Below are 23,677 nucleotides of genomic sequence, written 5' to 3' on the forward strand. Positions count from 1 at the left end.
AAGGGGGCAATAATTCATCTGAATTAACGCGGCTAATTTATCTCTCTTAACATGCCATTAAGACGGCTGGGGGAAATAAACTTATGTTATTAAATACGAAGGCGTTATCTCCTAACGCTACGACTGCTTCATCCATCTCTTCTCCATCAAAACTGCAAAAAACCTTAGTATTATGGCAACTTGTCATGATCGGTCTTGCTTATATGCAACCGATGACAGTTTTCGATACTTTCGGAATTGTAAGCGATCAATCAGGCGGACATGTTCCAACAGCATATATCATCACCCTTGTGGCGATGATGTTTACAGCGATGAGCTATGGCCAAATGGTAAAATATTACCCTTCTGCAGGATCGGCATATACCTATGCACAGAGATCTCTTAATCCTAATCTAGGATTTTTGATCGGCTGGTGTACGATGCTCGATTATCTCTTTAATCCGATGATCAATATTCTGCTAGCAACCATCTACCTAAAGACTCTCATTAGTGCTGATATTAGTGTCTGGTTTTATGTTATTCCATTAGCGATTGCAATGACTTATATCAACTACCGCGGTGTTGAATTGGTCGCAAATGTTAATACCTTAATTGTCTTCTGCCAATTGCTTCTGATCGGGATCTTTATTGGATTGATTGTTAAGGGCTTAGCATTTGATGACATTGGTGCCGGCACACTCATGAGTACAGAACCTTTCTGGTCTGAAGATATGCAGATCGGCGCAGTTGCTGCGGGATCAGCTATTCTCTGCTTCTCATTCTTAGGATTTGATGGCTTAAGCTCTCTTTCAGAAGAGACTAAAGATGCCGCTAAAACAGTGCCAAGAGCGATTCTTCTAACCACCCTCGTGGGAGGAATTATCTTTATCTTCGTCACCTACTTTATGCAACTCTACTTTAAAAACTATACCTTTATCGATCCTGAAGAGAGCCAACCGGAAGTATTACTCTATGTTGGTAAAAAGCTCTTTCAATCGATCGGTCTTTGGTTAGCGGTCCTTGCTGTCTGTGCATCAGGGATTGCAGCGCATACAGGGGTATCGAGAATGATGTATGTTATGGGACGTGATGGTATCTTACCACCTAAGATCTTTGGCTATATCAATCCTAAATATAAAACCCCATCAATTAATATCATTATTGTTGGTTTTATCTGTCTTTTTGCAGGATTCTTCGATCTTAGCTTTGCGCTTCACCTTGTTAACTTCGGGGCGTTGACAGCATTCTTCTTCGTTAATCTCTGCGTTGTCGTTCAATACTATATTCGCGACAATCAGCGTTACTCTGTGATGCATAATTTGAACTACCTTCTCTTCCCAATGGCAGGAATGGCGTTTATTATCTATCTCTGGTTTAACCTTGAGTATACGGCACTAGTGATCGGAATTGTTTGGGGTATGATCGGTTTAGTCTATCTCTCATTTGTCACAAAAGGCTTTACCCAATTCCCGAAAGAATTCTTAAGTCGTTCACGGACACCTGATGCTTAAAATCTGATCGACAAATCTGATCGACTAAAAAGTGATCAATTAAAAATCAGGTTGATGAAACATCACAAGTGAAAAAATAAGAAATAAAAAATAAGAAACAGTGGCAAAATAGTTAACGGTTGGAGAAGCGTTAACGCTACCACTTAAAGAGCCCTCTATAAACCAGCACGTTATAGAGGGCTTTCTCTATCCTTCCCTTTTCGATACACTAATAACGTCACAGAGAGTAATAGATAATATATTATGCAAGACTTACAACGAATTCACCCCTTTGAACTTGTTCAATATGATGATCATCTTTGGGGCGTCTACTTCCCTGCCCAAGATCGCTTTGAGGTTTTTGATGACCTTGAGATAGAGGTGACCGGCTACACTTGGATCGATATTATAGAGTTTTATCTCGAACATGAATTGATAGAGCTCCAAGGCGCTTTTCGCTACGAACCAAATGAAGAGAGTTGTGAATTACAGGGCTCTTTTGAAAACATTAAAGCTTTTATCCTCAATTTCCGTCCACTCTACTTTAGTGATAATGACCTCTCCCTCTTAATCGAGGAGATGCGTGAAGCATGGTATTAGAGAGCTAGAGGTGTTAAGAATCAAAGAGGCTAAGAAGGGAAAAGCGAGTGCTTAAATAATTGAATGACTACTTGAATGAATGATTGAATGATTGAATGAGTAGAAATTAACGAGGAGAAAGATAGGAGAATCGGTATGAAATATTCCATTTTAGATTTAGCCAATATTAATCAAAAAGAGACTCCTCGAGATGCTTTTCATCGAGCTGCCGCACTTGCACAGCTTGGCGAGAAATCAGGATATACCCGTTTTTGGGTTGCCGAGCATCACAATATGGTTAATATCGCAAGCTCTGCTACAGCAGTATTAATCGGCTACCTTGCAAGTAAAACAGAGAAAATTCGTCTCGGGTCAGGGGGAATTATGCTCCCCAATCATGCGCCCTTAATGGTAGCAGAGGCTTTTGGCACCTTAGAGAGCCTCTACCCTAATAGAATCGACCTTGGAGTTGGGCGAGCTCCCGGCACTGATCCACAAACCGCTTATGCACTTCGTCGCGATCCTGCGCGCGCAGATCATTTCCCCCAAGAGGTTGTAGAACTGCTCAACTACTTCCATCCTCAAGATAATCAGCGCATCAATGCCATTCCCGGCATGAATCTCTCCATTCCTGTTTGGATCTTAGGATCGAGCCTCTTTGGCGCACAATTAGCGGCACATTTAGGGCTCCCTTATGCTTTTGCCGCCCATTTTGCACCTACCCATATGAAAGAAGCGCTTGCACTCTACCGAGAACGCTTCCGCCCATCAGCATATCTTGATAAACCTTACGCTATGCTCTGTATGAATGCTGTTATTGCCGAGAGTAATGACGAGGCGGATTATCTCTTTACCACAATGGAGCAGAGTTTTACCCAATTGATTCGCGATGATCGCAAGTTAACCCCACCTCCTATTACCCGAGAGGAGATGGAGCGCTATTGGAATCCAATGGAGAAACGCCATGTCTCCTCGATGTTACGGATCTCTGCTGTTGGCGACCACAATCGTGCTAAAGAGATGATCGAATCATTACTCACTGAGATTGAAGTTGAAGAACTCATGTTTGCCGGCGTTATCTATGATCAAGAAAAGCGACTCGACTCTTTTCGTCGCTTAAGTGAAGTGATGCAATCTATCAAGCGCTAATCGATACTGAACTCTCTTTTAATCGGATTCTAATCTACGGATCTATTATCGCGTCTCTAAGAGAAAGGTGACAGGTCCATCATTGATCAACGCAACCTGCATATCCGCACCAAATCGGCCAGTTGCTACTTGACCGGCACCGCTCTTCTCCATCAGCGATCTTGCAACAGAAACAGCATAATCAAAAAGCGCTTCTCCGAGCGCAGGTGCTGCGGCTGAGGTAAAACTTGGTCGCAAGCCCCGATCTGTATCGGCCGCTAAAGTAAATTGAGAGACTAAAAGAAGATCTCCTCCACGATCGATCAATGAAAGATTCATCTTTCCGGCATCATCACTAAAGATACGATACTTCATAGCTCGCTCAATCCCCTTCTTGACAATCTCCTCACTATCAAAAGGTTCTATCCCGACAAAGAGCAACAACCCTTGATCAATAGCACCAACGACCTCTCCACCCACAGTTACAGATGCTTCTTTGACTCGTTGCAATAATAACTTCATCTTATCTCCTCCATTATCTCCATGATTAATCCTCTCTGCACTTCAATCTGACCTTGATCCTAATCACTATAGTTACTATAGTCACTATAGTGCTATTAATGACACTATCCTCAATACGCCATCTTCAATACGCTAAGCTATATTCACTGTGATACTCAAAGGACTCTTATGATACACAATATTTCTCGTTTACAAGATATCCGCTACTGGATTTTTGATATGGATGGCACTCTCACTGTCGCAAAACATGATTTTGCCATGATACGAAAAGTTCTTGAGGTCGCTGATGATGAGGATATCTTAGATAATCTTGCAAAACTCCCCGAAGCAGATCGCTTAGCCAGAGAACGCTGGCTTGCAGAGTATGAACTTAAAGTAGCAAAAGCAACAAAGGCGGCTCATGGTGCCGCTGATCTTCTCGATTACCTAGCAGAAAGATCGACCCATTTTGCAATCTTAACGCGCAATTTACATGCTCTTACAGAGATAACGCTCACAGCTGCCAATATTGCGCATCACTTCCCACCAGAGCTCATTATTGGACGCGATACCACAACTCCCAAGCCATCACCTGATGGTATTATAGCGCTTCTGACTCAATGGCAGATCGCACCAGAAGAAGCGCTAATTATTGGTGATCATGAGTATGATCTCGCTGCCGGGAAAAGTGCCGGAATCATAACTGTCTTGATCAACCAGAGAGAGAATATCTACCCAAAACTTGCAGACTACTACTTTCCAGACTGCTTAACGCTCCTCAATGCCCTACGCGCTTAAGCAATCCCCCTTCACACCCCAACCCGAGATTTCAACTGACAATCGCAACTCCCAGAATAGAGCACTCTTCACTACGCTTGATAGTCAAACAGTCTATTCAAAGATTTTAACGATATGCCGTTCGGAGAGATCCTAGAGAGTCTAAAATGATCATCTCCTCGGCTATACTCTCAATTCACCACTTAGGGAGGAGTCAGCGAAATGTTAGTTGATAAGATTCTATTAGAGCAATTTCAAAAGGAGATACTTTCAAAAGGGGATGAGGCGACGCTACCCACTAATCTACCCCAAAACTGGCTCGATATTCTCTCCTTAGCGCTTGAAAAGATCCTCAATGCACCTGCCGCTAACTCATTAGTTCTACTATTACCGGAAGATATCCCCTCAAAATTGATCATTGCGGCAATTACTCCACTTTTAAAAGCAAAGGCAGAGATGAATTTTCCGATCACCTTAGAAGAGAAAGATAACCCCTTTCACACAAGACGAGAGCGCTACCCGATCACGAAAAAGATCTTAGAGAGCTATCGAATGGAATTGGCCTTTGAAGCGATCTCACGAACAATGGATATCGCCATTAATCCTGCCTCTATTGAGACGATTTTTACCAATAGAGAGGTTATTATTGAGCAGAAACATTAAAAAACTTTATGCGCTTCCTTGCTGCTGAAGATGATCTTTAGGATGATTTCAATAAAAAAGCGGCTATAATGACAAGCTTTATCTCTGTAAATAGGCGTAAAATCATGAAGCTACTTTTAGTAGATATTGGCAATACCACAGCAGACTTTCGACTCTATGACGCTAAAGATGGCACTTTAACGCCCTTGATTCGCCCTCTTAGTCAAGATAGCGTTCTTAGCGATAGAGTAGCGATAAAGGATAAGCTCGATCAATTTCAGATCTCTTTTGATGCAGTGATCTATGTCTCTGTCGTCCCTGATCTGAATAATCTTATTCGCGCAATTGCTGATCTCTACCAGATCCCTGTCTACAGTCTACGCCATGATCTCCCGGTAGATTGGTCTCGCTTCTCCCTTAAAAACATCCACCTTTTAGGGGCCGATTTTGTTGCAAACTTTTATGGAGTTGAAGCCACTTATCAATATCAAAATTGTGCCGTTGTCGCACTTGGCACTGCCACTACTATCTTTGTGATCAAAGGGGGGCAATTTGTCGGAACAACGATCTCTCCTGGAATTCAATCGAGCCTTCAAGGACTTTTTGCGCAAGCAGCCCTTCTCTCTGAGATGGATTATGCCCTACAAGAGGGAACGCTTGGGTTTAACACCTTTGAATCGATTAGTATCGGCACTATTAATGGTCACTACCATATGATTATGGGGTTAATCGCTGAGATAAAGAAAGAGTACCCCATTGAGCATCTGATCTTTACCGGGGGTAATCTCCGTTACTATGAAGATGCTGCTTTCAGAGAGGAGATTATCTTTGATGAGACCTTAATCTTTAAAGGATTGATCTATCTCTACCAGCAGTTGCAAAAAGAAGAGAGTGAATCACATAATCTGAATCTGCCTTTAGAAGCATCAGATCCCTCGAAGCAAGCGATTTAAAGAGGTCACCCACAGATGATATTAAAAGCTCCCCTCTTTTGGCAAAAAAAGGGCATAATCTCAACACTTCTACTACCTCTTTCATCGCTCTATCATCTTCTCTCCCAATATGATCTTCAAAAACGGGAGAAGCGGGCTCAAAAGCTACCACGCCCAACCATTGTTATTGGCAACATCAATGTGGGAGGAACTGGAAAAACCCCCACAACCATTGCCTTGACAGAAAGCTTACAAGCTCGAGGCCTCACGGTTGGCATACTCTCAAGAGGTTTTGGACGAGAAGATCAGACGCTACAGATTGTCTCTCCTCACTCTACCGTTAAAGAGATCGGTGATGAGCCGGCACTCATCTACCAAAAAACTAAAGCCCCTATGGCTATCTATCATGATCGCTATAATGCCGGCATTGCGCTCTTAAAAGCTTTTCCAGACATTGATTGCTTTCTCTGCGATGATGCATTACAACATCGACAGTTAGAGCGTGATATTGAGATTATTGTAGTGGGTGCGCAAGGGTTTGGAAATGGTCGAATCTTACCCGCAGGCCCTTTAAGAGAGCCTATCTCCCGCATCGATAAAGCGGATTTTATTATCTGTAATCAGATCTCTCCACAAGCTGTCAAAGCAGAGATTAATCAACTCTCTGGCCAATTTGCTGATCATAGACAGCCTGCAAAGAGAGCAACTGATCTTGAAGGTAAACGCAACAAGAGAGATAACAACATAGATAACAAGATCGATAACAATATAGAAGTTATTCCGCTATCATCACAATTAGATGATGCTATTTCACTCAATGATCCGACAATCAAAAGAAAATTATCATCTTTTGCATCGACCCATTTTACCGCTATTGCCGGCATCGCTCATCCTGAGAATTTCTATCAAATGCTCCGTGCTAAAGGCCTCCAATTTACAACAAAGAGTTTTCCTGACCATCATCAAATTAAGGAGCATGAGCTTGCCTCACTGGCACCCCCTATCCTTATGACAGAGAAAGATGCCACAAAATGTCGCCATTTTAACCATCTCACAATGGATAATCTCTGGGCAGTTCCACTAAAAAATGAGCTCCCCGATCATTTTATTGATACACTACTGGAAAAAATAACGACAAATAACAACAAATAATGATAAATAATCATCAATAAATAATTAATTGTTGCTCGATAACTACATCATCTCACTTCCCCATCTACTCTATTTAACCCTGTTCCCTTTCTGAGCATGTTGCAATCGATTATCGCTATCTGACTGAAGGGAGTGATATCTAATGTCGAGCATCAAGCGCCCTATCCGCTCTTTCGATGCATATTGATATTTTGTATTGCTTACGATGCAGGCAATGATCTCTTGTAATGAGTCTCTTGTAATGAGAATGATTAACCCCATTATCTATGAGTGATGCCTTACTCTTTTATCAAGCATTGCGAGTAAAGTTTTACTTCTTGTAGGATTTTACTTATAAAAAATTACTTATAAAAATTGCTTATAAAAATTGCTTATAAAACATAGTTTATAACGTATTGCTAATAACACATTGCGGGTAACGTATTACTGATGATAACGTATCGCTGATAGCCTGTTCTTATGAAGAACTAACATCAATAATCCCATAAACCCATCAATCATAAAAATAAATAACAATCACAACAATAGGAGTTCATATGAGCCACTCAAACTTTCACTCAACAACGACATTTGCCCTCAATGACCCGACACGTTTAGTTCGTCGCCTTTGCAAACATTGGGCACACAAATTAATAACCGAATATAATGAAACAGAAGGTAAGGTCGATTTCGGAAATGGCAAAGTTGCCCTCTTCTATCCACAAGAGAAATCCCTTACCATTAAACTTACAACGCCAACTGAATCAGAGTTAGAAACCATTCAATCTGTGATCGATCGCCATATTGAGCGAATGATTCCAGAAGATGAGAAGATCGATATTCAGTGGCAGTCATCCCTATAAGGAAAAGACATCAGTGAATGACATCAAAAAAAATTTAGAGTACTTTGCACAATATTATGAGAATGATGCAGAGTATGCAGCACAAAAAGAGCAGTATGGCCGAGCAATTCCGAGCCGCTCTTTTATTTTAGAATTATTAGAAAATCATCCAAATCTCGATTTTGATGAGATTGCACGCACCTTTAAGCTCCGTAAAAATTGGGAGCTCGATGCCTTAGAGAGCCGAATCAATGCGATGATCCGCCAAGGTACACTCTATATCGATAAAGCAGATAAGTTACAGATTATAGATAATAGCCAACGCTTTATCGGCATAGTCTCCGGTCATGCGGAAGGTTATGGATATCTCGATCTTGAAGGTGGCGGTTCCTTCTATATCCCGCCCCATGAGATGAAAAAAGTGCTCCATGGCGATCGGATTGAAGTCTCCATTGCCGGCATCGATAATCGCGGACGTCGAATTGCCAAAGTTGAGCAGGTTCTCGAACATAAACTCCATGAGTTTATCGGCCGGTTCTATCGTGAAAAAGGGGTCAATAGCGTGATCTCCGAGAACCGCAAAATTACTACAGAGTTTTTTGTCGATGATGCCAAGAGCATGAAAGCAAAAAATTTCGATCTCGTTCGCGTTAAGATCGATAGCTACCCTTCTGATGATGCCTATCCTAAAGCTGAAGTTTTGGAGGTATTTGGAGAGGAGATGACGATCGATATTGAGATTATGCAAGCCATTTTAGAGCATAATATCCCACATCAATTTACAAAAGCGTGTGAAGCTGAGGTGGAGACAATCCCTTCTGAGGTGAGCGCTGAAGAGATGAAGGGGCGCAAGGATTATCGAGATCTGCCACTTGTCACAATCGATGGCATCACCGCACGTGACTTTGACGATGCGGTCTATTGTGAACCCCTTAAAAATGGGCACTATAAGCTTTATGTGGCAATTGCAGATGTTGCGCACTATGTCACTCGCGACTCAGCTATTGATCAAGATGCTTATCTTCGTTCAACATCGGTCTACTTCCCTAATTATGTTGTTCCGATGTTGCATCCTAAGCTCTCAAATGGCATCTGCTCACTCAATCCTGATGTTGATCGCCTAACGATGGTTGCAGAGCTCACTATTAATCAAGAGGGAGATCTTGTTGAATATCAATTCTTTGAGGGAGTGATGCGTTCACATGCGCGTTTAACCTACGAGTTGGTACAAAAAATTATTGATGGCGATGAGATCCTTCGTGAAAGTTATCAGACATTAGTGCCACATCTCGATCATCTCTATGCGCTCTACAAAATCTTGCGTAAAGCTCGTGAAGAGCGTGGAACAATCGATTTTGAGACAGTAGAAACATTGATCTTATATGATAATGATGGGGAGATTGAGAAGATCGTTCCTGATGCACGCTTTGATGCTCATAAAATCATTGAAGAGTGTATGATTACTGCCAATATCGCAGCGGCTAAAACCATTGAGGCCTCTCCGCTTTCTGCCCTCTATCGTGTCCATCCGAAACCTGATAGTAAAAAATTATTGGCATTGAGAGATTTCCTCAAAGAGTTTGGTCTCGGCCTTGCAGGTGCAAGTGAACCGACACCCATGGACTTTGCCGATACCCTCAATGCTGCGAAAGAGCTGCCGGCATTCAATATGATTCAGACCGTTATGTTACGCTCTTTGAGTCAAGCGATCTATCAACCTGAAAATGAGGGGCATTTTGGTTTAGCACTCACCCACTATGCACATTTTACCTCGCCGATTCGTCGTTATCCTGACCTGATTGTGCATCGAGCAATTAAATTAATTCTTCAGAGAGGGGATTTTAATCAATTCTATCCAGAAGCGCATATGGTTCATATGGGCGAACATACCTCAATGTGTGAACGCCGTGCCGATGATGCAACTCGCGATGTGATGGATTGGTTAAAAGCCAAATATCTCCAACGTTTTATCGGCGATGAATTTGATGGCACAATTACCAGCATTACCAGCTTTGGAATCTTTGTCGAGCTCGATAATATCTTTATTGAAGGATTGGTTCATATCTCTCAAATGAGTGATGATTACTATATCTATGATGAGACAAAACATCGCCTTATTGGGGAGAGAACCCGCCAGCAATATCGCCTAAGCGATAAAGTTCGTGTAAAAGTACTCGAATCGAATCCTGAAACAAAGCATATCGACTTTGAGCTGATCTCTTCCTCGATGACCAATGGTAGTCAGAAAGAGAGAAGAGAGAATGGCAATGGCAATGGCAATGGCAATGGCAATGGCAATAAGGGTAATCCTGGAGATCGTTCTGTTCCCAAAAAGAGCAGAAAACATCGAATCGATGAGGCTCGCAAAGGAAAAGAGAAAAAGCGCCTTAAAGCAGGAAAAAGTAAGAATCGTCGTCGTAAAAAAGCGAAATAGAGATCAACAATAGCTTGAAGGAATATCTAAAATCCTAATCGCTTGCTATTGGTGACTTTCTAATAACTTATCTAGTAACTTATCTAGTAACTTTATTTCTTCCGATAGTTATTTCTTCCTATGGCAGAACTTCGCAAAATTATCCATATCGATATGGATGCCTTTTATGCCTCTATTGAGCAGCATGATCACCCTGAATATCGAGAAAAGCCTCTCGTTGTCGGTTTTTCTGAGGGTCGGGGGGTCATTGCTGCAGCAAGCTATGAGGCGAGAGCATTTGGTGTTCATTCTGCAATGCCAACCAAACGAGCCTTAGAGCTCTGCCCTCATCTGATCTTCGCAGCTCCGAGATTTACCCGCTATCGAGAGATCTCTCAGCAGATTCGACAGATCTTCTACCGCTATACCACGCTGGTCGAACCTCTTGCGCTCGATGAGGCTTATCTTGATGTAACGGAAAATCTTCAAAATCTCTCCTCTAGTAGAGAGATCGCCCTAAAGATAAAAAAAGAGATTGAGGAGACATTAGGACTCACTGCCTCTGCGGGTATCTCTTACAATAAATTTCTTGCCAAAATCGCCTCTGATATCAAAAAGCCTAATGGTCTCTTTGAGATTAAACCGGAAGATGCCATCCCCTTCTTAGCGGAGTTACCGATTGAAAAGTTTTTTGGTGTCGGCCGAGTCACTGCTCAAAAAATGCATCAGATGGGCATCGAGACAGGGGCGGATCTACAAAAATTAGAAAAATCTTACCTGATCGACAAATTTGGAAAAGCGGGCAAGAGCTACTTCTACTATGCGCAAGGCCTCGATCGTCGCTCTGTCGATCCTGATCAGCCTCAAAAATCTCTCGGCGTTGAGGAGACCTTCTTCAATGATCTCCTTCTTAAAGAGTCTGTGATTGAAGAGCTTGAGATCATTGCTCAAGAGCTCATTCGCCGTGCTTTAAAAAGCCAATTTGTTGGGCGTAATTGCACACTTAAATTACGCTATAAAGACTTTACCCAAACATCACGCAGTATCACAACTCATTTCCCATTAGGGGAGGATTTAACAGCGCTCTGGTCTGTTGCTCTCTATCTTTTAGAAAGAATAGAGCTCAATCCCAATAAAGGCGTTCGCTTGATGGGACTCTCTATTACCAATATCGATCTTGATAAAGAGACGCTCAATTGTGAGCTTAATCAACAATCTCTGCCACTCTTATTCTAGAGTCTATCCTTAATATTTAATATCAGAGCTGTTTAGTATCAGACCTGCTGCATATCAGATCCCTTGAATATCTAATCAGTAACAATGATCAGTCATAACAATCAAATCCCGCTTAACTGAGCCACTTCTCTGCTAACGCCTCTTTCCACCAATTTAACGCAAGCCCCTCATCATGCGTACGCCACGCTAAATAGAGCGTCTCTTCGCGATAACCCTCAACCACCTCTTTTGTCACCAATGTTCCGGCATCAAGATAGGCTTGCGCCTGTTTTTTCGGAAGGAAGCCATGCCCCACGCCGGCAATTTGTAGGGCAATCTTATCTTGCAGTGTATTCACTGTAATAACCTTCTCCCACTCATGAGGCGTCCGTTGACGTCTAGGGAGTGAACGAGCACTATCAGATAACATAATTGCCGGATATTTTAAAAGATCATGCTTTGTTAAGGCACCCTCTTGTGTCGCTAAAGGATGGGTCGGTGCAACAGTAAAGATAAAGGGGACCACACCGATCGGATAAGTACTATAACCCCCTCCTGATGGCCCTTCGCCTAATGCCACAATAATATCTGCTCGAAACTTTAAAAGAGCTTCCCACGCGCCCATCATCACCTCTCGGCTAATATTGAGTTCCGTCGCGACAAGTGAATTTTTAAAGCGTGTAAAGAGTGGCATAATCTCTTCGAGTGGAAAGAGCTCATCAAAGACAATATTGAGTTCTAACTCGACACCGCCCGCCATCTTTTGCAGACGCGCTTCAAGATCTGTCACAGCACCTAAAAGAATACGCCCCTCCTCTAAAAGAAGCTGTCCTGTAGGCGTTAGAATCATCTGATCCTCTCTTTTTTCAAAGAAAACGAGTCCCAACTTCTTCTCAATCTCGCTAATCTCTTCGATCAGCGTTGTAGTTGGTGATTGTAATATCTCAGAAGCTTGCTCATAAGAGTTTACCTTAGCGATTGTATCAATCATTCTAATCGCCTCTAATGTCAACTGCATCAACGACCTCCTTTATCTATTCAAATTCATCATCTCTCAAATCGATCAAGATGGATCAGGAAAGATCCTCAACAGAATCTTTCATCACTACCATCACAGCCATCACAGTCATCACAGTCATCAAAGTCATCAAAGCCACCGAATCAAAAGAGTCAAAAAAAACGACCTATCTACCCGATAGATCGTCTCTTCTTCTCTTGAAGATCTACTAGAACAATACGTTTTCTATCGTTCGATAATCTCAAATGATCCATAAAAGGATCTGTAAGATCAACTATTTAAATCAATCTCTTACAGCTGAGATCGACTCTTAAACGACTATTGATACTTAAAGTGTACAGCCTCCGCCGGTACAACCTGTATCTTCTACCACTTCCGGTGCCGTTGTATCGATGGGATTATCGGAGTTTGCCGTAACTCCTTCGTAGAGATTATCAAGATCAAATGTTAAATCATCTAATTCTTCACTCATTTTTTAGACTCCTTGATCCTATTTCAGAAAGAGAGTCTATTGTATAAAATTATGCTGCACTTCACAGCTCTAAATGTAGACGCATAGAAATATGTTAAACTGCTCCATCTGTAGAAACATTTAAAAAGGCTTTAAAAGTGCAATCTAAAGTTATCGAAAAGCCTTCGAGAACAGATTGAGAAATAGGAAGAGACAACTTAAGCGAGGAAATAATGGATAGTAGAGATATTAGAGAAATTGTAGTTGCCGGCGGCTGTTTTTGGGGCGTTGAAGAGTATTATAAACGTCTTAAAGGGGTGATCTCCACCGAAGTAGGTTATGCTCAAGGGATCACTGAAAATCCAAGCTATGAAGAAGTTTGCACAATGGAGACCGATCACGCCGAGGTCGTTAAAATAGAGTATGATGCCGATATCATTTCGTTAGAGAAGATCTTAGAGCATCTTTTTCGCATGATCGACCCACTCTCCCTTAATCAGCAAGGGGGCGATGTTGGAACGCAATATCGTACCGGCATCTACTATAGTGATCGCACTGATCTTCCCACTATTAAAGCCTTTATTGCGCAAGAGCAACAAGCTTATAGCGCACCAATCGCCGTCGAAGTGGAGCCTCTAAAATATTTTTGGCCCGCTGAAACGATGCATCAAGATTATTTAGAGAAAAACCCTCGCGGTTATTGTCACATCAATTTTGCCCTCATCAAACCTAGCGAATTGAAATAGCCATCAATAAATAGTCTTCAATAAAAATATGAAGAATAAAAAGAACAAAATATGGTTATTTTGATATCAAAATAGCCATGTTTTAAAGATAAATCATTATCTGACCTTAATCAGATAATGCTCACTTAGTGCCTCTCTCGATCCCTATTTACGATAAAATTAAGCAACTTATTGTGAGTCTATTATAGATGTTAGCGAAATCACAATCCCTTGATGAAGGGCGATTATGTGCTAACGCTATAGTTTTGAGATAGCCATAATGACAAGCAAGATCTCCGCAAGAGAGAACAATCAATAATAAAAATGGTGAGAGGGTTTATGGAACTTAAGGTAGATAACCAAACAGTTTTTCACTTATATCAAGAGATCGGTCAGCATCGCTCCTTCTCTGATGTCACACTCTTTAGAGAGTCTGGCAATATTGCGCTCAATAGCGATAAGATAGCGACTTTTTTACCTATCCAAAAAATCACAGACCTCTGCAAAGCATTACAAGATCTTGGCGTCGAAGCGCTACTGAACTATCGCCTCTACCTCTATCGCAAAGAGTATGGAGAGGCAAGACCGCTCTTAAAGGTAGCTCAAGTGCAATATGATACCTCTAACAAAGAGGGGGAATCCCAAACAAGTGAAATAATCAGCCGTGCGCTACAACATCTTATCGACTTTAATCTCTATCAGATGATTCTTGATGATTCTTCTCATGCCACTTTTAATATCTTAAGAGAGACACTCTTTACCATTGAAGATTACTGCTTACAGATTGAACATACCATCTCACTACGAGCACCGGCTCATAAGAGCGCAAAAGAGGATGAGCTACAGCTAAAATTGATCGAAGATGAGAAGATGATGCGACGCTACTATGATGAACTCCACCTCATTACCGAGCTTGCAATCAAAGAGCTTAAAAAGCGCTCATAAAATAAGGTCCTGAGATAAAGTCCTAAAATAACACCCGAGATATGCTCCCGCTCTAAAGCGGGAAGAGTATCGGAATAAAGGTTACGGCAATTAACATCACAATAATGACGAAGGGAACGCCAATTTTAATAAAGTCAGCAAAACTATATTTCCCAGGGGCAACTACTAAGGTATTAACTGGGGATGAGACCGGCGTCATAAATGCTGCAGAAGCGGCAATGGCTACTGCCATCGCAAAGGGATAGGGAGAGACCTCCAACACTGCGGCAGTCTGAATCGCAATCGGTGCTAAGAGAACCGCTGTTGCCGTATTAGAGATAAAGAGTCCAATAATTGCGGTAAAGCCGAAGAGCATTGCTAAAATCACTCTAGGGCTTGCATCTCCACTTGCCTCTAAAAGATATTTAACCGCAAGATCAACGCCCCCGGTATTTTGTAGCGCGACGGCAAAAGGAAACATCCCTACAATTAAGATAATACTCTGCCAATGAATCGACTTATAGGCACTATCCATTGTGATACAACCAAATGCTCCCATCAGTAATGCCCCAAAAATAGCAATTAAAACATTCGGAAAAATCCCCGAGATCATCAATCCAATTGTGACTAAAAGAGCAATAATGGCATAAGGAGCCCGATCCATTGCCGGTGCGACCTCATCAACCTCTGCCGGAATTGTCAGAACAACAAAGTCATTCTTCATCGTCTGTAGTTGACGAATGGCACGCCACATACCAAATACTAAAAGAATATCCCCCCGTTTTAACTTCTCATTGAGAAGTTCATTTTCTAATACCTCTCCTTGGCGCTTAATCCCCATCACATTAAGCCCGAACTTCGATCTAAACGCATTCTCCAATACCGTTTTATCGATCAATTTCGAGTCCGGATGAATTGCAACCTCAACCATTCCAATTTCACGAGAATGTTCATTAAAGTAGCTACTCATTAAGGGAAGCGAGACAAGATTAAAACGCTGTAAAAATAGATCGACCTTTTCAGGATAGAAAAAGTCAAAGAGAAGAACATCATTTTCTTGAATAACCCGGTCAGGTACCCCATCGAGCACCACATTCCGAAGACGATTAAGGCGACGCTCAACCGCAATAATATTAGCGCCATGAGCTTCTCGCAGGTTTAACTCTGTTAAGCGTTTACCAATCATCGGAGAGCCTTTCCCTACCTGCGCCCGATAATTACGCCCTTTTAGCTTATATTCACTCGCTAAATCATCAAAATTGATCCGATTCTTACCTCTATTTTGTGAGGTCTCCTCCTGCTTTTTCCCTAAAAATCGTCGCGCAAAGAGCATATAGAAGATACCCACAAAGAGGATAATGAGGCCAATCGGTGTAAAGGAGAAAAACTCAAATGCCTTATTCCCGGCAAGCTCAAGCTGCGCAGAGACAACTAGATTCGGAGCAGTTGCAACTAAGGTTAACATGCCACTAATTAAGCCGGCAAAACTGAGGGGCATCATCAATCTACGGGTATCCGCTTTCATCTTAGCCGCAACACTTAAGACTATCGGAATAAAAATGGCCACAATCCCGGTAGAACTCATCACTGACCCCAATAGCGCAACAGAGAGCATCAACAGAACAATCAATCGTGTTTCGCTATTTTTTGACTGCTTCATCAGCCAATCACCAACTCTAAAAGCAACGCCGGTTCGAACCAAGCCATCACCAATAATAAAGAAGACGGCAACAATAATGACGCTACTATCACTAAAACCTGCTAATGCTTGATCTAAGGTGACACTTCCCGTTAGAGGAAGTGCTAATAGCGCACAGACCGCAACAACATCCATTCTCGGCTTATTAACCATAAAAGCGACAATAGCGACAAAGAGAAGTGCGAGGACAATGAGAAGTTCTTGGTTCATATTACATCTATAATTCCTAACAAATGAGGATCGTAAAATCGAAAGCGCAAGTTGAGATAAAAAACAACAATACCCAACAATGCCCTATAACAGTAATGGATCATAGAGATCAACTGGATCTCCAAAAATCGATGAGAGCATAATAGGGGTAATAAAAAATAACTCAATATCAATTATCCTATTATTTGACCACTCTTCAATAGCGATCAGATAAAACTTATCTGGAGGTTGCCTGAAGGTCACATAGAGATCCCATGAAGATCCAATGAAGACCCCATAAAGATCGCATAAGCGTCGTACCGAGCATCAGTAGATCTTACAATAAAAATGGACGCGTTATGACGTCCATCTCCAATAATATTACTCCTCGATATCCCCAACGATCGATCTGATCGCTAATTCGATAAGTACAATCAATGATAGTACTCAATCTTCTATTTATGAAATAGAGAGCGTTAACGACAATTGATATCAATTATATCAATTGATGCCAATTAACGAATCAAACGGCTAATTGCCTTAAATTGAGCATCCTCTGCACTCTCTAGAAGTTCAAAGAGCACCATCTCCACACTTGTTAAGTTAGCGCCTAATTGAATCATCTTATTCAAGCCCAACTCAATATTAGGCTCAACTCGGGAAGAGACCGCATCAGAAACAACCTCAACCTCACGATCAAGCATTAAAAGATCTCTTACTGTCTGATAGACACAGACATGCGTCTCAATGCCGGCAACAACAAAGTGGGCCTCTGGATATTGATCTAACATTGCCTGAAATTGTGGATGAGGAACACCACTAAAGGTCATCTTCTCTAAAGGGGATAATGCCGCGTCGACTAAAAGATTCTTTAAAGTGGGAACTGTCGGTCCTAGACCTTTTGGATACTGTTCTAACCAGATAATAGGAATATCGAGTGTAATTGCCCCTTCAACTAAAATTTCTAAGTTCTTAAGAAGCTTCTCCTCTTGATACATCACCGGCAATAATTTCTCTTGCACATCGACAAGCACTAAAATGGTCTGATCTCGCATTAACATAAACACTCTCCTTTGGGGATCTCTACTTCTATCCCTTCTCAATAATAACTACTTTTAGAATAACCACTTCTCTCTAAATGTCTATTAAAAATATTTCATAGAAAATGGCTCTAGAATAATGACCAAACGCTTATCGATTGATAAGATCGAGCGTCTGATCTGTCTGCAAAGCAATATCGAAATCAACAAAAAAAGATCACTACAATTAAATAGTGATCTTTACAATAATCTTTATAACAATCCGTATAACAATTTTGCTGCAGGCTTAATATTGATCTCTAATCATGAGCTCAATGCGCTTCTCCACTTAATCCTTAATCAGAAGTTACTCCGCTCTCGATAGCGTTTTGCATCTCTGCTTCTGCAGATTTTTCCTGCTGAGCCTCTGCTCTTCTAGCTTTTCGACCTTTCGCCATCTCTACCTCTTTATGGTAATGCGCTTCAAGCCCCTCTTCAGCAATATAGTAATTGACCTCCTCTATCGGCTCCTGATGATCTTGATAGAGCATAATAAAAGGCATACTGACCATATAGATAAAGACAGCAACAAGTGCCGCAACCACAAAATAGATCCACTTATGCATTTTTTAACCTTTCTATTTACCTTTGCTAATAATGTTAATTGTACCAATCGTAATATCATCGGCTCAATTTTAAGGGATCAATTATACGCTAAAAGCGCAATCTCTGTCAGCTTCTATTCATCCTTACTCTCTCGGATCGGGCGAAATATTACTCGTTATAGGATTGATAGAGCTGATAGAGTTCATAATATTTAGCGATCGTGAATCCTAGAGCTCTATAGTGTAGCCTGCTTCATCAACCGGACAAAATTAGCGAGTTTTTCTAACATCTCAGACTCATTATCGAGGTTTTCCCGAATAATCTGTGTTACAGCAGAACCACTGATTACGCCGGAGACCCCTTGCGCTAAATAGTAACGCGCCTGCTCTGGTGTTGAGATCCCAAACCCTTGAACAATGGGTGCGGCCTTTGCAGCTTTTAAACGGCGAATATTTTGTGTCAGATCACAATTCTCCTCTGAGTGAGAATCTTGATCAACACCTGTTACCCCCGCTCGAGAGACCAGATAAGTATACCCTTCCCCCTCTTGAGCGATACCAGCAATTGCTTCATCAGTCGCATCGGGTGGGCAGATAAAGATGGGAGCAACATCTTTCGCTTTGGCAATAGAACTAAAAGGTGCCGCCTCTCTTAGCGGAAGATCTGCCACTAACACAGAATCGATCCCAACCTCTTGACAACGTTGATAGAACGCCTCTACTCCATATGCATAGATAAGATTGGCATACATCAATAGACCGATCGGAAGCGTAGGATGATTTGTTCTCACTTCAGAGAGAAGCGAGAAGGCTCCTTCAACCGTTGCACCGCTCTCCAATGCGCGTAAAACAGCTCCCTGAATTTCAGGGCCGTCAGCTAAAGGATCAGAAAAAGGAATGCTCACCTCTAAAGCATCAGCACCCGATACCACTAATGTCTCTAAGATCTTGGCAGATAGTGCTCTATTTGGGTCACCCAATACGACAAAGGGAATAAATGCGCCCTCTTTTTTTGCACGAAGCTTGGTAAGTAGTTGATCATATCGCGCCATTTTATACTCTCCCTTCTAAAATTTTATGAACTGTAAAGATATCCTTATCTCCTCGACCGGAAAGATTCACTACAAGCAATTGCTCCTTATCAGGTTCTGCTGCAATCATCTTCAGAGCATAAGCAAGCGCATGGGACGATTCTAAAGCGGGAATAATTCCCTCTCTTTTCGCTAACTGCTGAAATGCATCAAGAGCTTCCTCATCTGTCACAGAGTGATACTCCGCTCGACCGATATTATGCAGATGAACATGTTGCGGACCGACTGATGGAAAATCTAATCCTGCAGAGATGGAGTATGAACCTTTAATCTGCCCTTCATCACTCTGCATCAGATGTGATTTCATTCCAAAATAGATTCCCGGCGTTCCATGTTTTAAAGAGGCGCCATGTTGACCACTCTCAATCCCTTTTCCTGCAGGCTCTACACCGATCAAACGAACAGCCGCATCAGGGATAAACTCTGTAAACATCCCAATGGCATTAGAGCCACCACCGATACAGGCTAAAACGGCATCTGGCAATCGTCCTTCACGCGCTAAAATTTCCGCTTTGGTCTCCTCCCCAATCATCTTCTGAAACTCTCTGACAATTGTTGGGAAAGGATGAGGACCTGCGGCAGTTCCTAGAAGATAGTGCGTTGTTTTATAACTTGCTGACCAATCTCTTAATGCCTCATTACAAGCATCTTTCAATGTTCCAGAACCACTAGAAACAGGAATAATCTCAGCACCCATCAACTCCATTCGAAAGACATTAGGCGCTTGACGCTCAATATCTTTAGCCCCCATATAGATCCGGCACTTCATATTCAAAAGAGCACAAGCTAGAGCAGTCGCAACACCATGCTGCCCGGCACCTGTTTCAGCAATAATTTCACGTTTCCCCATCCGCTTTGCCAAAAGTGCCTGCCCTAAAACTTGATTCGTTTTATGCGCACCACCATGAAGAAGATCTTCCCGCTTAAGGTAGAGTTTGCTCTTAGTTCCTGCTGTTAAATTACGGCAGAGAGTTAAAGCCGTTGGTCTGCCGGCATAATTTTTAAGAAGATCCATAAATTCCCGCTGAAACTCAGGGTCATCTTGCGCCTTAATAAATTCCGCTTCTAACTGATCGAGCGCTGGAATCAGCAACTCCGGCACATATTGCCCACCAAACTCCCCAAAGTAAGGGTCTAACTTTCTCATGCTATGCTCCTAATCCTATTCTATCGTTATCTGTTATCTGTTATCTGTTATCTAAAAAGGGTATCTCTATTGCCGATCTTTACGTACTTTATGCACTTTACGTACTTTACATAAGGTGTAAATTTTATAAACATTACACACCTTGTCATCATCACAAAGATTCATCGTGAATATTTATCCCGATTAATTTTGATAGGTTGCTTATGTTCTGCAATTAATTGAAAGATCTGCTCTAATTTCTTGGCATCTTTCTTTCCCGGCAGAGCTTCAACACCTGAGTTAAGGTCTACACCTAAAGGGTGAAATGAGAGTGCATCTACAATATTGTTATGATTGATTCCACCAGCTAAAAAGAGATTAGAGAGATCCGCTCCTTCTAAGAGCGACCAATCGAAAGGTTCGCCACTTCCCCCTTTCTTGCCATCAAGAAGATAGTGATCCACATCTTGGTAATCGAGAAAGGGTAATTGTTGCTCCCCCTCTTGAATATTGATCGCCTTAATAATTTTAATATTTCTGGGTAGTTTTGCGCGTAATTCAGTGATGTAATGTTGCGGTTCATGCCCATGGAGTTGAATCGCCGAAAGCCCTACCTCTTTAGCAATAAATAGAATGGCATCAATATCATCATTCTGGAAAACCCCAATATACTCCAAGGGAACAGCATGGCGAATCTCCTTCGCCTGCCGATAAGTAACACCGCGAGGACTCGTGAGAATAAAGATTAACCCCCCATATTGCGCACCGGCATCAAAGGCGGCTTGCGCATCCTCTATTGAGGTCAAGCCACATACCTTATCCCCACCAACAAGTAGTTGATGAAGCGCACGATCGAGATCAGCACTCCCCATAAGATGGCTTCCGATTAAAAAACCATCCACCGATTGAGATAATTTACGAATATCATGGTAGTGACGAATACCTGACTCACTAATTACAATCTGCTCCGCCGGCATTAAAGCTCGTAGACGCTCACTCTTACCCAAATCGATAGAGAGATCTCGCAGATCACGATTATTAATACCGATCACTTTTGCACGCAGCTTTAGCGCACGGCGCACCTCGTCTTCATCATTCACCTCTGTTAATACCCCCATCCCAAGAGTATGAGCGATATTAGCAAGATAACGATACTCATCATCTCGAAGAACTGAGAGCATTAAGAGAACCGCATCAGCACCATAATAACGCGCTAAATAGATCTGATAGGCATCAACAATAAAATCTTTACAGAGAATCGGAAGTTTGGTGGCAGCTTTTGCGATTTTCAAATTGATAAAATCGCCCCCAAAGTATTGCGGCTCAGTTAAGACGGAGATTGCTGTCGCATAGGGAGAGTATGACTGAACAATCTCTGGTAGATCAAAATCTTCACAGATCAATCCTTTTGAAGGAGATGAGCGCTTACACTCTAAAATATAAGCAGGAAGCCCTTCCTCTCTTCGCGCTTCAATCGCTTGATAAAAATCACGATCACTGGAGGTTAAATCTGCTTCAAACGTTGTTAATGGCATCTCTTGCACCAACTGTGCAATCGCTTTACGCCGCGTCTCTACAATCTTCCCTAATACTGTCTCATTCATTACTCTATGCTCCCTTCTATTATCTCTCTGTTGATCTCTCTACTTATCTCTCTACTTATCTCTTTATGATCTATTTCTATCTTCTCTCTCACCTTAGAGATCACTTTAGGCGAGACGTTGAATCGTTTTTGCATCAGTGATAATCTCCCCCTCTTTTGTAAATTGATTACCGGTGATACGCTCAAGTAATCGTAACGCCATCCCTTCATCGATCGCGGTTAATGCTCTGTCGGCATTCTCTCTTAAATTCTCAAAACCAAAGAGCTTTAAAAGAAGCGCAACATTGATAGCAACAGCATGACGATGCGCCTCTGGAGCTGCACCATGTAACATCGTTAAGAGTGTTTTACGATTCTCTAAGGCATCTCCACCACGAATCGCTGAGAGCGGATGCTCACTCAATCCGAAATCGACAGGTTTGAGATAATAGGTCTCAATCATACCTGAACGCAGTTCTGTAATTTTGGTCGGAGCGTGGAGTGCCGCCTCATCCATTCCACCACCGTGAATCACTAAAACATGCTCATAACCGAGTAATTTTGCCGTTTCAGCAACCAATTCTGTTAAGTCAGCATGGTAGACCCCCATCACTGCACGCTTAGGACGAGCGGGATTTGTCAAAGGTCCTAGTAAATTAAAAATAGTACGTGTTTTAAGTTCTCCTCGCGTTTTCGCTGCATGCTTAAAACCACCATGATAATGGGGTGCAAAGAGAAAGGTAATTTGATCATTATCGAGTGAAAGACGTGCCTCTTCCGGACTTTTATAGAGATCGACACCTAAGGTTTGTAGAAGATCTGAAGAGCCCGTTAAACTAGAGACACTGCGATTACCATGTTTAGCCACAACTGCCCCACAACTTGCACCGACTAAAGCACTTGCTGTTGAGATATTGACGGTATTTAGACCATCACCACCGGTACCAACGATATCTGCAAAAGGATATTCTGGGGTTGCAAAAGATCTCGCCTCATTTAAGAAAGCGGCGGCAGCTCCGGCAACTTCAGCTGGCGTTTCGCCACGTAATTTCATCGAGATCAATGCTGCTCCTAAAAGGGTATCTCCAACCTCTCCTTTAGCAATAGCACTAAAGAGTTGGTGACTCTCTTGTTGAGATAATCGCTCACCACTATAGAGTCTTTGAAAAGTCGTCTTTAATGAAGTATTCGTTCTATCTGTCATGGTTCTATCCTATCGTTATCGCGTTAAAATCGGGGTACTCTCATCATCTACTCTACGACTGCGGATCTTATTACGATTTCTTTAGGCATAAAAAAACCCGCAGCGTGTGCGGGTTTTTCTGATCTATGGCTAAAAGCTTCTATCTTTCACTTAGGCGCACAGATACCTCCCGCAATTGCGAGCTGTGCCACCAATAGTTATAGAAAAAGCTTTGTCCAAACATCTCAATAAATTCCTCTATTATTATCTCTGCTTATGATTGGGATCTTTTATAAGAGGTCTTATCAAACTCTCTGCCTCAAACATCTCACTGCAGATTTCTTTTGTTCTGATTCCTATAAAGTTATAGGTCTATTTTTAACAATTGTCAAACCATTTTGTGATTCTCTATCGATTTGCGATCGAATCAACCGCA

22 protein-coding genes are annotated in these 23,677 nt (G+C 42.0%); 12 read left to right on the plus strand and 10 right to left on the minus strand.

Going from position 1 to position 23,677, the window contains the following annotated elements; translation table 11 throughout:
• Nucleotides 1-83 precede the first annotated feature (83 nt).
• The 3 genes from DC082_RS02590 to DC082_RS02600 all read left to right on the plus strand — a co-directional run bounded on the left by DC082_RS02590 (nucleotide 84) and on the right by DC082_RS02600 (nucleotide 3,197).
• The gene (locus DC082_RS02590; protein ID WP_109235626.1) at nucleotides 84-1,490 is read left to right on the plus strand and encodes an APC family permease; all 1,407 of its coding nucleotides are present in this window, start codon (nucleotides 84-86) and stop codon (nucleotides 1,488-1,490) included.
• A 243-nt stretch (nucleotides 1,491-1,733) separates the two neighbouring features.
• Complete coding sequence (locus tag DC082_RS02595; RefSeq protein ID WP_109235627.1) at nucleotides 1,734-2,069, plus strand: hypothetical protein; 336 nt, start codon at nucleotides 1,734-1,736, stop codon at nucleotides 2,067-2,069.
• Nucleotides 2,070-2,204: 135 nt separating this feature from the next.
• Nucleotides 2,205-3,197 (plus strand): LLM class flavin-dependent oxidoreductase, encoded by a 993-nt coding sequence (locus tag DC082_RS02600; RefSeq protein WP_109235628.1) that lies wholly within the window; start codon nucleotides 2,205-2,207, stop codon nucleotides 3,195-3,197.
• A gap of 45 nt (nucleotides 3,198-3,242) precedes the next feature.
• On the opposite strand, the gene dtd is transcribed toward DC082_RS02600, so the two are convergent.
• Complete coding sequence (gene dtd / locus DC082_RS02605) at nucleotides 3,243-3,698, minus strand: D-aminoacyl-tRNA deacylase (RefSeq protein WP_109235629.1); 456 nt, start codon at nucleotides 3,696-3,698, stop codon at nucleotides 3,243-3,245.
• A 168-nt stretch (nucleotides 3,699-3,866) separates the two neighbouring features.
• Here dtd and DC082_RS02610 point away from each other — a divergent pair, with 168 nt between their 5' ends.
• From DC082_RS02610 to dinB, 7 genes are all read left to right on the plus strand, one after another.
• Entirely contained in the window at nucleotides 3,867-4,475 is a 609-nt protein-coding gene (locus DC082_RS02610) for an HAD family hydrolase (protein WP_109235630.1), read from the plus strand.
• Nucleotides 4,476-4,676: 201 nt separating this feature from the next.
• Complete coding sequence (locus tag DC082_RS02615) at nucleotides 4,677-5,117, plus strand: hypothetical protein (RefSeq protein WP_109235631.1); 441 nt, start codon at nucleotides 4,677-4,679, stop codon at nucleotides 5,115-5,117.
• 104 nt (nucleotides 5,118-5,221) lie between these two features.
• Nucleotides 5,222-6,049 carry a type III pantothenate kinase gene (locus DC082_RS02620; protein WP_157957388.1) on the plus strand — a complete coding sequence of 276 codons (828 nt, stop codon included), beginning with the start codon at nucleotides 5,222-5,224 and terminating at the stop codon, nucleotides 6,047-6,049.
• Nucleotides 6,050-6,064: 15 nt separating this feature from the next.
• Entirely contained in the window at nucleotides 6,065-7,180 is a 1,116-nt protein-coding gene (gene lpxK, locus DC082_RS02625; RefSeq protein ID WP_109235633.1) for a tetraacyldisaccharide 4'-kinase, read from the plus strand.
• Nucleotides 7,181-7,716: 536 nt separating this feature from the next.
• The gene (locus DC082_RS02630; RefSeq protein WP_109235634.1) at nucleotides 7,717-8,022 is read left to right on the plus strand and encodes a DUF2218 domain-containing protein; all 306 of its coding nucleotides are present in this window, start codon (nucleotides 7,717-7,719) and stop codon (nucleotides 8,020-8,022) included.
• Nucleotides 8,023-8,035: 13 nt separating this feature from the next.
• A complete protein-coding gene (rnr, locus tag DC082_RS02635) occupies nucleotides 8,036-10,435 on the plus strand; it encodes a ribonuclease R (RefSeq protein ID WP_109235635.1) in 2,400 nt (799 codons plus the stop codon).
• Between the two features lie 120 nt (nucleotides 10,436-10,555).
• Complete coding sequence (gene dinB / locus DC082_RS02640; RefSeq protein ID WP_109235636.1) at nucleotides 10,556-11,650, plus strand: DNA polymerase IV; 1,095 nt, start codon at nucleotides 10,556-10,558, stop codon at nucleotides 11,648-11,650.
• Nucleotides 11,651-11,762: 112 nt separating this feature from the next.
• Here dinB and DC082_RS02645 read toward each other — a convergent pair whose 3' ends face one another.
• On the minus strand, nucleotides 11,763-12,647 hold the full coding sequence (locus tag DC082_RS02645; RefSeq protein WP_109235637.1) for a LysR substrate-binding domain-containing protein: 885 nt from the start codon (nucleotides 12,645-12,647) through the stop codon (nucleotides 11,763-11,765).
• A gap of 328 nt (nucleotides 12,648-12,975) precedes the next feature.
• On the minus strand, nucleotides 12,976-13,119 hold the full coding sequence (locus tag DC082_RS10685) for a hypothetical protein (protein ID WP_157953459.1): 144 nt from the start codon (nucleotides 13,117-13,119) through the stop codon (nucleotides 12,976-12,978).
• Nucleotides 13,120-13,331: 212 nt separating this feature from the next.
• Here DC082_RS10685 and msrA point away from each other — a divergent pair, with 212 nt between their 5' ends.
• Both msrA and DC082_RS02655 read left to right on the plus strand, forming a co-directional pair.
• Nucleotides 13,332-13,844 carry a peptide-methionine (S)-S-oxide reductase MsrA gene (gene msrA / locus DC082_RS02650; RefSeq protein ID WP_109235638.1) on the plus strand — a complete coding sequence of 171 codons (513 nt, stop codon included), beginning with the start codon at nucleotides 13,332-13,334 and terminating at the stop codon, nucleotides 13,842-13,844.
• 318 nt (nucleotides 13,845-14,162) lie between these two features.
• Complete coding sequence (locus DC082_RS02655) at nucleotides 14,163-14,768, plus strand: hypothetical protein (protein ID WP_109235639.1); 606 nt, start codon at nucleotides 14,163-14,165, stop codon at nucleotides 14,766-14,768.
• Nucleotides 14,769-14,820: 52 nt separating this feature from the next.
• On the opposite strand, the gene DC082_RS02660 is transcribed toward DC082_RS02655, so the two are convergent.
• The 7 genes from DC082_RS02660 to trpD all read right to left on the minus strand — a co-directional run bounded on the left by DC082_RS02660 (nucleotide 14,821) and on the right by trpD (nucleotide 23,262).
• On the minus strand, nucleotides 14,821-16,656 hold the full coding sequence (locus DC082_RS02660; RefSeq protein WP_109235640.1) for an SLC13 family permease: 1,836 nt from the start codon (nucleotides 16,654-16,656) through the stop codon (nucleotides 14,821-14,823).
• A 494-nt stretch (nucleotides 16,657-17,150) separates the two neighbouring features.
• Nucleotides 17,151-17,696 (minus strand): isochorismatase family protein, encoded by a 546-nt coding sequence (locus DC082_RS02665; RefSeq protein WP_094567146.1) that lies wholly within the window; start codon nucleotides 17,694-17,696, stop codon nucleotides 17,151-17,153.
• A gap of 314 nt (nucleotides 17,697-18,010) precedes the next feature.
• Nucleotides 18,011-18,280, minus strand: a complete 270-nt coding sequence (locus DC082_RS02670) for a hypothetical protein (RefSeq protein ID WP_109235641.1) — start codon at nucleotides 18,278-18,280, stop codon at nucleotides 18,011-18,013.
• Nucleotides 18,281-18,495: 215 nt separating this feature from the next.
• Nucleotides 18,496-19,311 (minus strand): tryptophan synthase subunit alpha, encoded by an 816-nt coding sequence (gene trpA / locus DC082_RS02680; RefSeq protein ID WP_109235643.1) that lies wholly within the window; start codon nucleotides 19,309-19,311, stop codon nucleotides 18,496-18,498.
• A gap of 1 nt (nucleotide 19,312) precedes the next feature.
• Complete coding sequence (gene trpB, locus DC082_RS02685) at nucleotides 19,313-20,497, minus strand: tryptophan synthase subunit beta (RefSeq protein WP_109235644.1); 1,185 nt, start codon at nucleotides 20,495-20,497, stop codon at nucleotides 19,313-19,315.
• A gap of 161 nt (nucleotides 20,498-20,658) precedes the next feature.
• Nucleotides 20,659-22,080 carry a bifunctional indole-3-glycerol-phosphate synthase TrpC/phosphoribosylanthranilate isomerase TrpF gene (trpCF, locus tag DC082_RS02690; protein ID WP_109235645.1) on the minus strand — a complete coding sequence of 474 codons (1,422 nt, stop codon included), beginning with the start codon at nucleotides 22,078-22,080 and terminating at the stop codon, nucleotides 20,659-20,661.
• 105 nt (nucleotides 22,081-22,185) lie between these two features.
• Nucleotides 22,186-23,262: an anthranilate phosphoribosyltransferase gene (gene trpD / locus DC082_RS02695; RefSeq protein WP_109235646.1), complete on the minus strand. Its 1,077-nt coding sequence runs from the start codon at nucleotides 23,260-23,262 to the stop codon at nucleotides 22,186-22,188.
• Between the last annotated feature and the right edge of the window lie 415 nt (nucleotides 23,263-23,677).

The sequence above is a fragment of the Ignatzschineria indica genome, from assembly GCF_003121925.1.
GTDB lineage: Bacteria > Pseudomonadota > Gammaproteobacteria > Cardiobacteriales > Wohlfahrtiimonadaceae > Ignatzschineria > Ignatzschineria indica.

Coding starts and splice junctions, on each gene's coding strand:
- DC082_RS02590 (WP_109235626.1), top strand. CDS start 84: ATGTTATTAAATACGAAGGCGTTATCTCCTAACGCTACGACTGCTTCA.
- DC082_RS02595 (WP_109235627.1), top strand. CDS start 1,734: ATGCAAGACTTACAACGAATTCACCCCTTTGAACTTGTTCAATATGAT.
- DC082_RS02600 (WP_109235628.1), top strand. CDS start 2,205: ATGAAATATTCCATTTTAGATTTAGCCAATATTAATCAAAAAGAGACT.
- dtd (WP_109235629.1), bottom strand. CDS start 3,698: ATGAAGTTATTATTGCAACGAGTCAAAGAAGCATCTGTAACTGTGGGT.
- DC082_RS02610 (WP_109235630.1), top strand. CDS start 3,867: ATGATACACAATATTTCTCGTTTACAAGATATCCGCTACTGGATTTTT.
- DC082_RS02615 (WP_109235631.1), top strand. CDS start 4,677: ATGTTAGTTGATAAGATTCTATTAGAGCAATTTCAAAAGGAGATACTT.
- DC082_RS02620 (WP_157957388.1), top strand. CDS start 5,222: ATGAAGCTACTTTTAGTAGATATTGGCAATACCACAGCAGACTTTCGA.
- lpxK (WP_109235633.1), top strand. CDS start 6,065: ATGATATTAAAAGCTCCCCTCTTTTGGCAAAAAAAGGGCATAATCTCA.
- DC082_RS02630 (WP_109235634.1), top strand. CDS start 7,717: ATGAGCCACTCAAACTTTCACTCAACAACGACATTTGCCCTCAATGAC.
- dinB (WP_109235636.1), top strand. CDS start 10,556: ATGGCAGAACTTCGCAAAATTATCCATATCGATATGGATGCCTTTTAT.
- DC082_RS02645 (WP_109235637.1), bottom strand. CDS start 12,647: ATGCAGTTGACATTAGAGGCGATTAGAATGATTGATACAATCGCTAAG.
- DC082_RS10685 (WP_157953459.1), bottom strand. CDS start 13,119: ATGAGTGAAGAATTAGATGATTTAACATTTGATCTTGATAATCTCTAC.
- msrA (WP_109235638.1), top strand. CDS start 13,332: ATGGATAGTAGAGATATTAGAGAAATTGTAGTTGCCGGCGGCTGTTTT.
- DC082_RS02655 (WP_109235639.1), top strand. CDS start 14,163: ATGGAACTTAAGGTAGATAACCAAACAGTTTTTCACTTATATCAAGAG.
- DC082_RS02660 (WP_109235640.1), bottom strand. CDS start 16,656: ATGAACCAAGAACTTCTCATTGTCCTCGCACTTCTCTTTGTCGCTATT.
- DC082_RS02665 (WP_094567146.1), bottom strand. CDS start 17,696: ATGTTAATGCGAGATCAGACCATTTTAGTGCTTGTCGATGTGCAAGAG.
- DC082_RS02670 (WP_109235641.1), bottom strand. CDS start 18,280: ATGCATAAGTGGATCTATTTTGTGGTTGCGGCACTTGTTGCTGTCTTT.
- trpA (WP_109235643.1), bottom strand. CDS start 19,311: ATGGCGCGATATGATCAACTACTTACCAAGCTTCGTGCAAAAAAAGAG.
- trpB (WP_109235644.1), bottom strand. CDS start 20,497: ATGAGAAAGTTAGACCCTTACTTTGGGGAGTTTGGTGGGCAATATGTG.
- trpCF (WP_109235645.1), bottom strand. CDS start 22,080: ATGAATGAGACAGTATTAGGGAAGATTGTAGAGACGCGGCGTAAAGCG.
- trpD (WP_109235646.1), bottom strand. CDS start 23,262: ATGACAGATAGAACGAATACTTCATTAAAGACGACTTTTCAAAGACTC.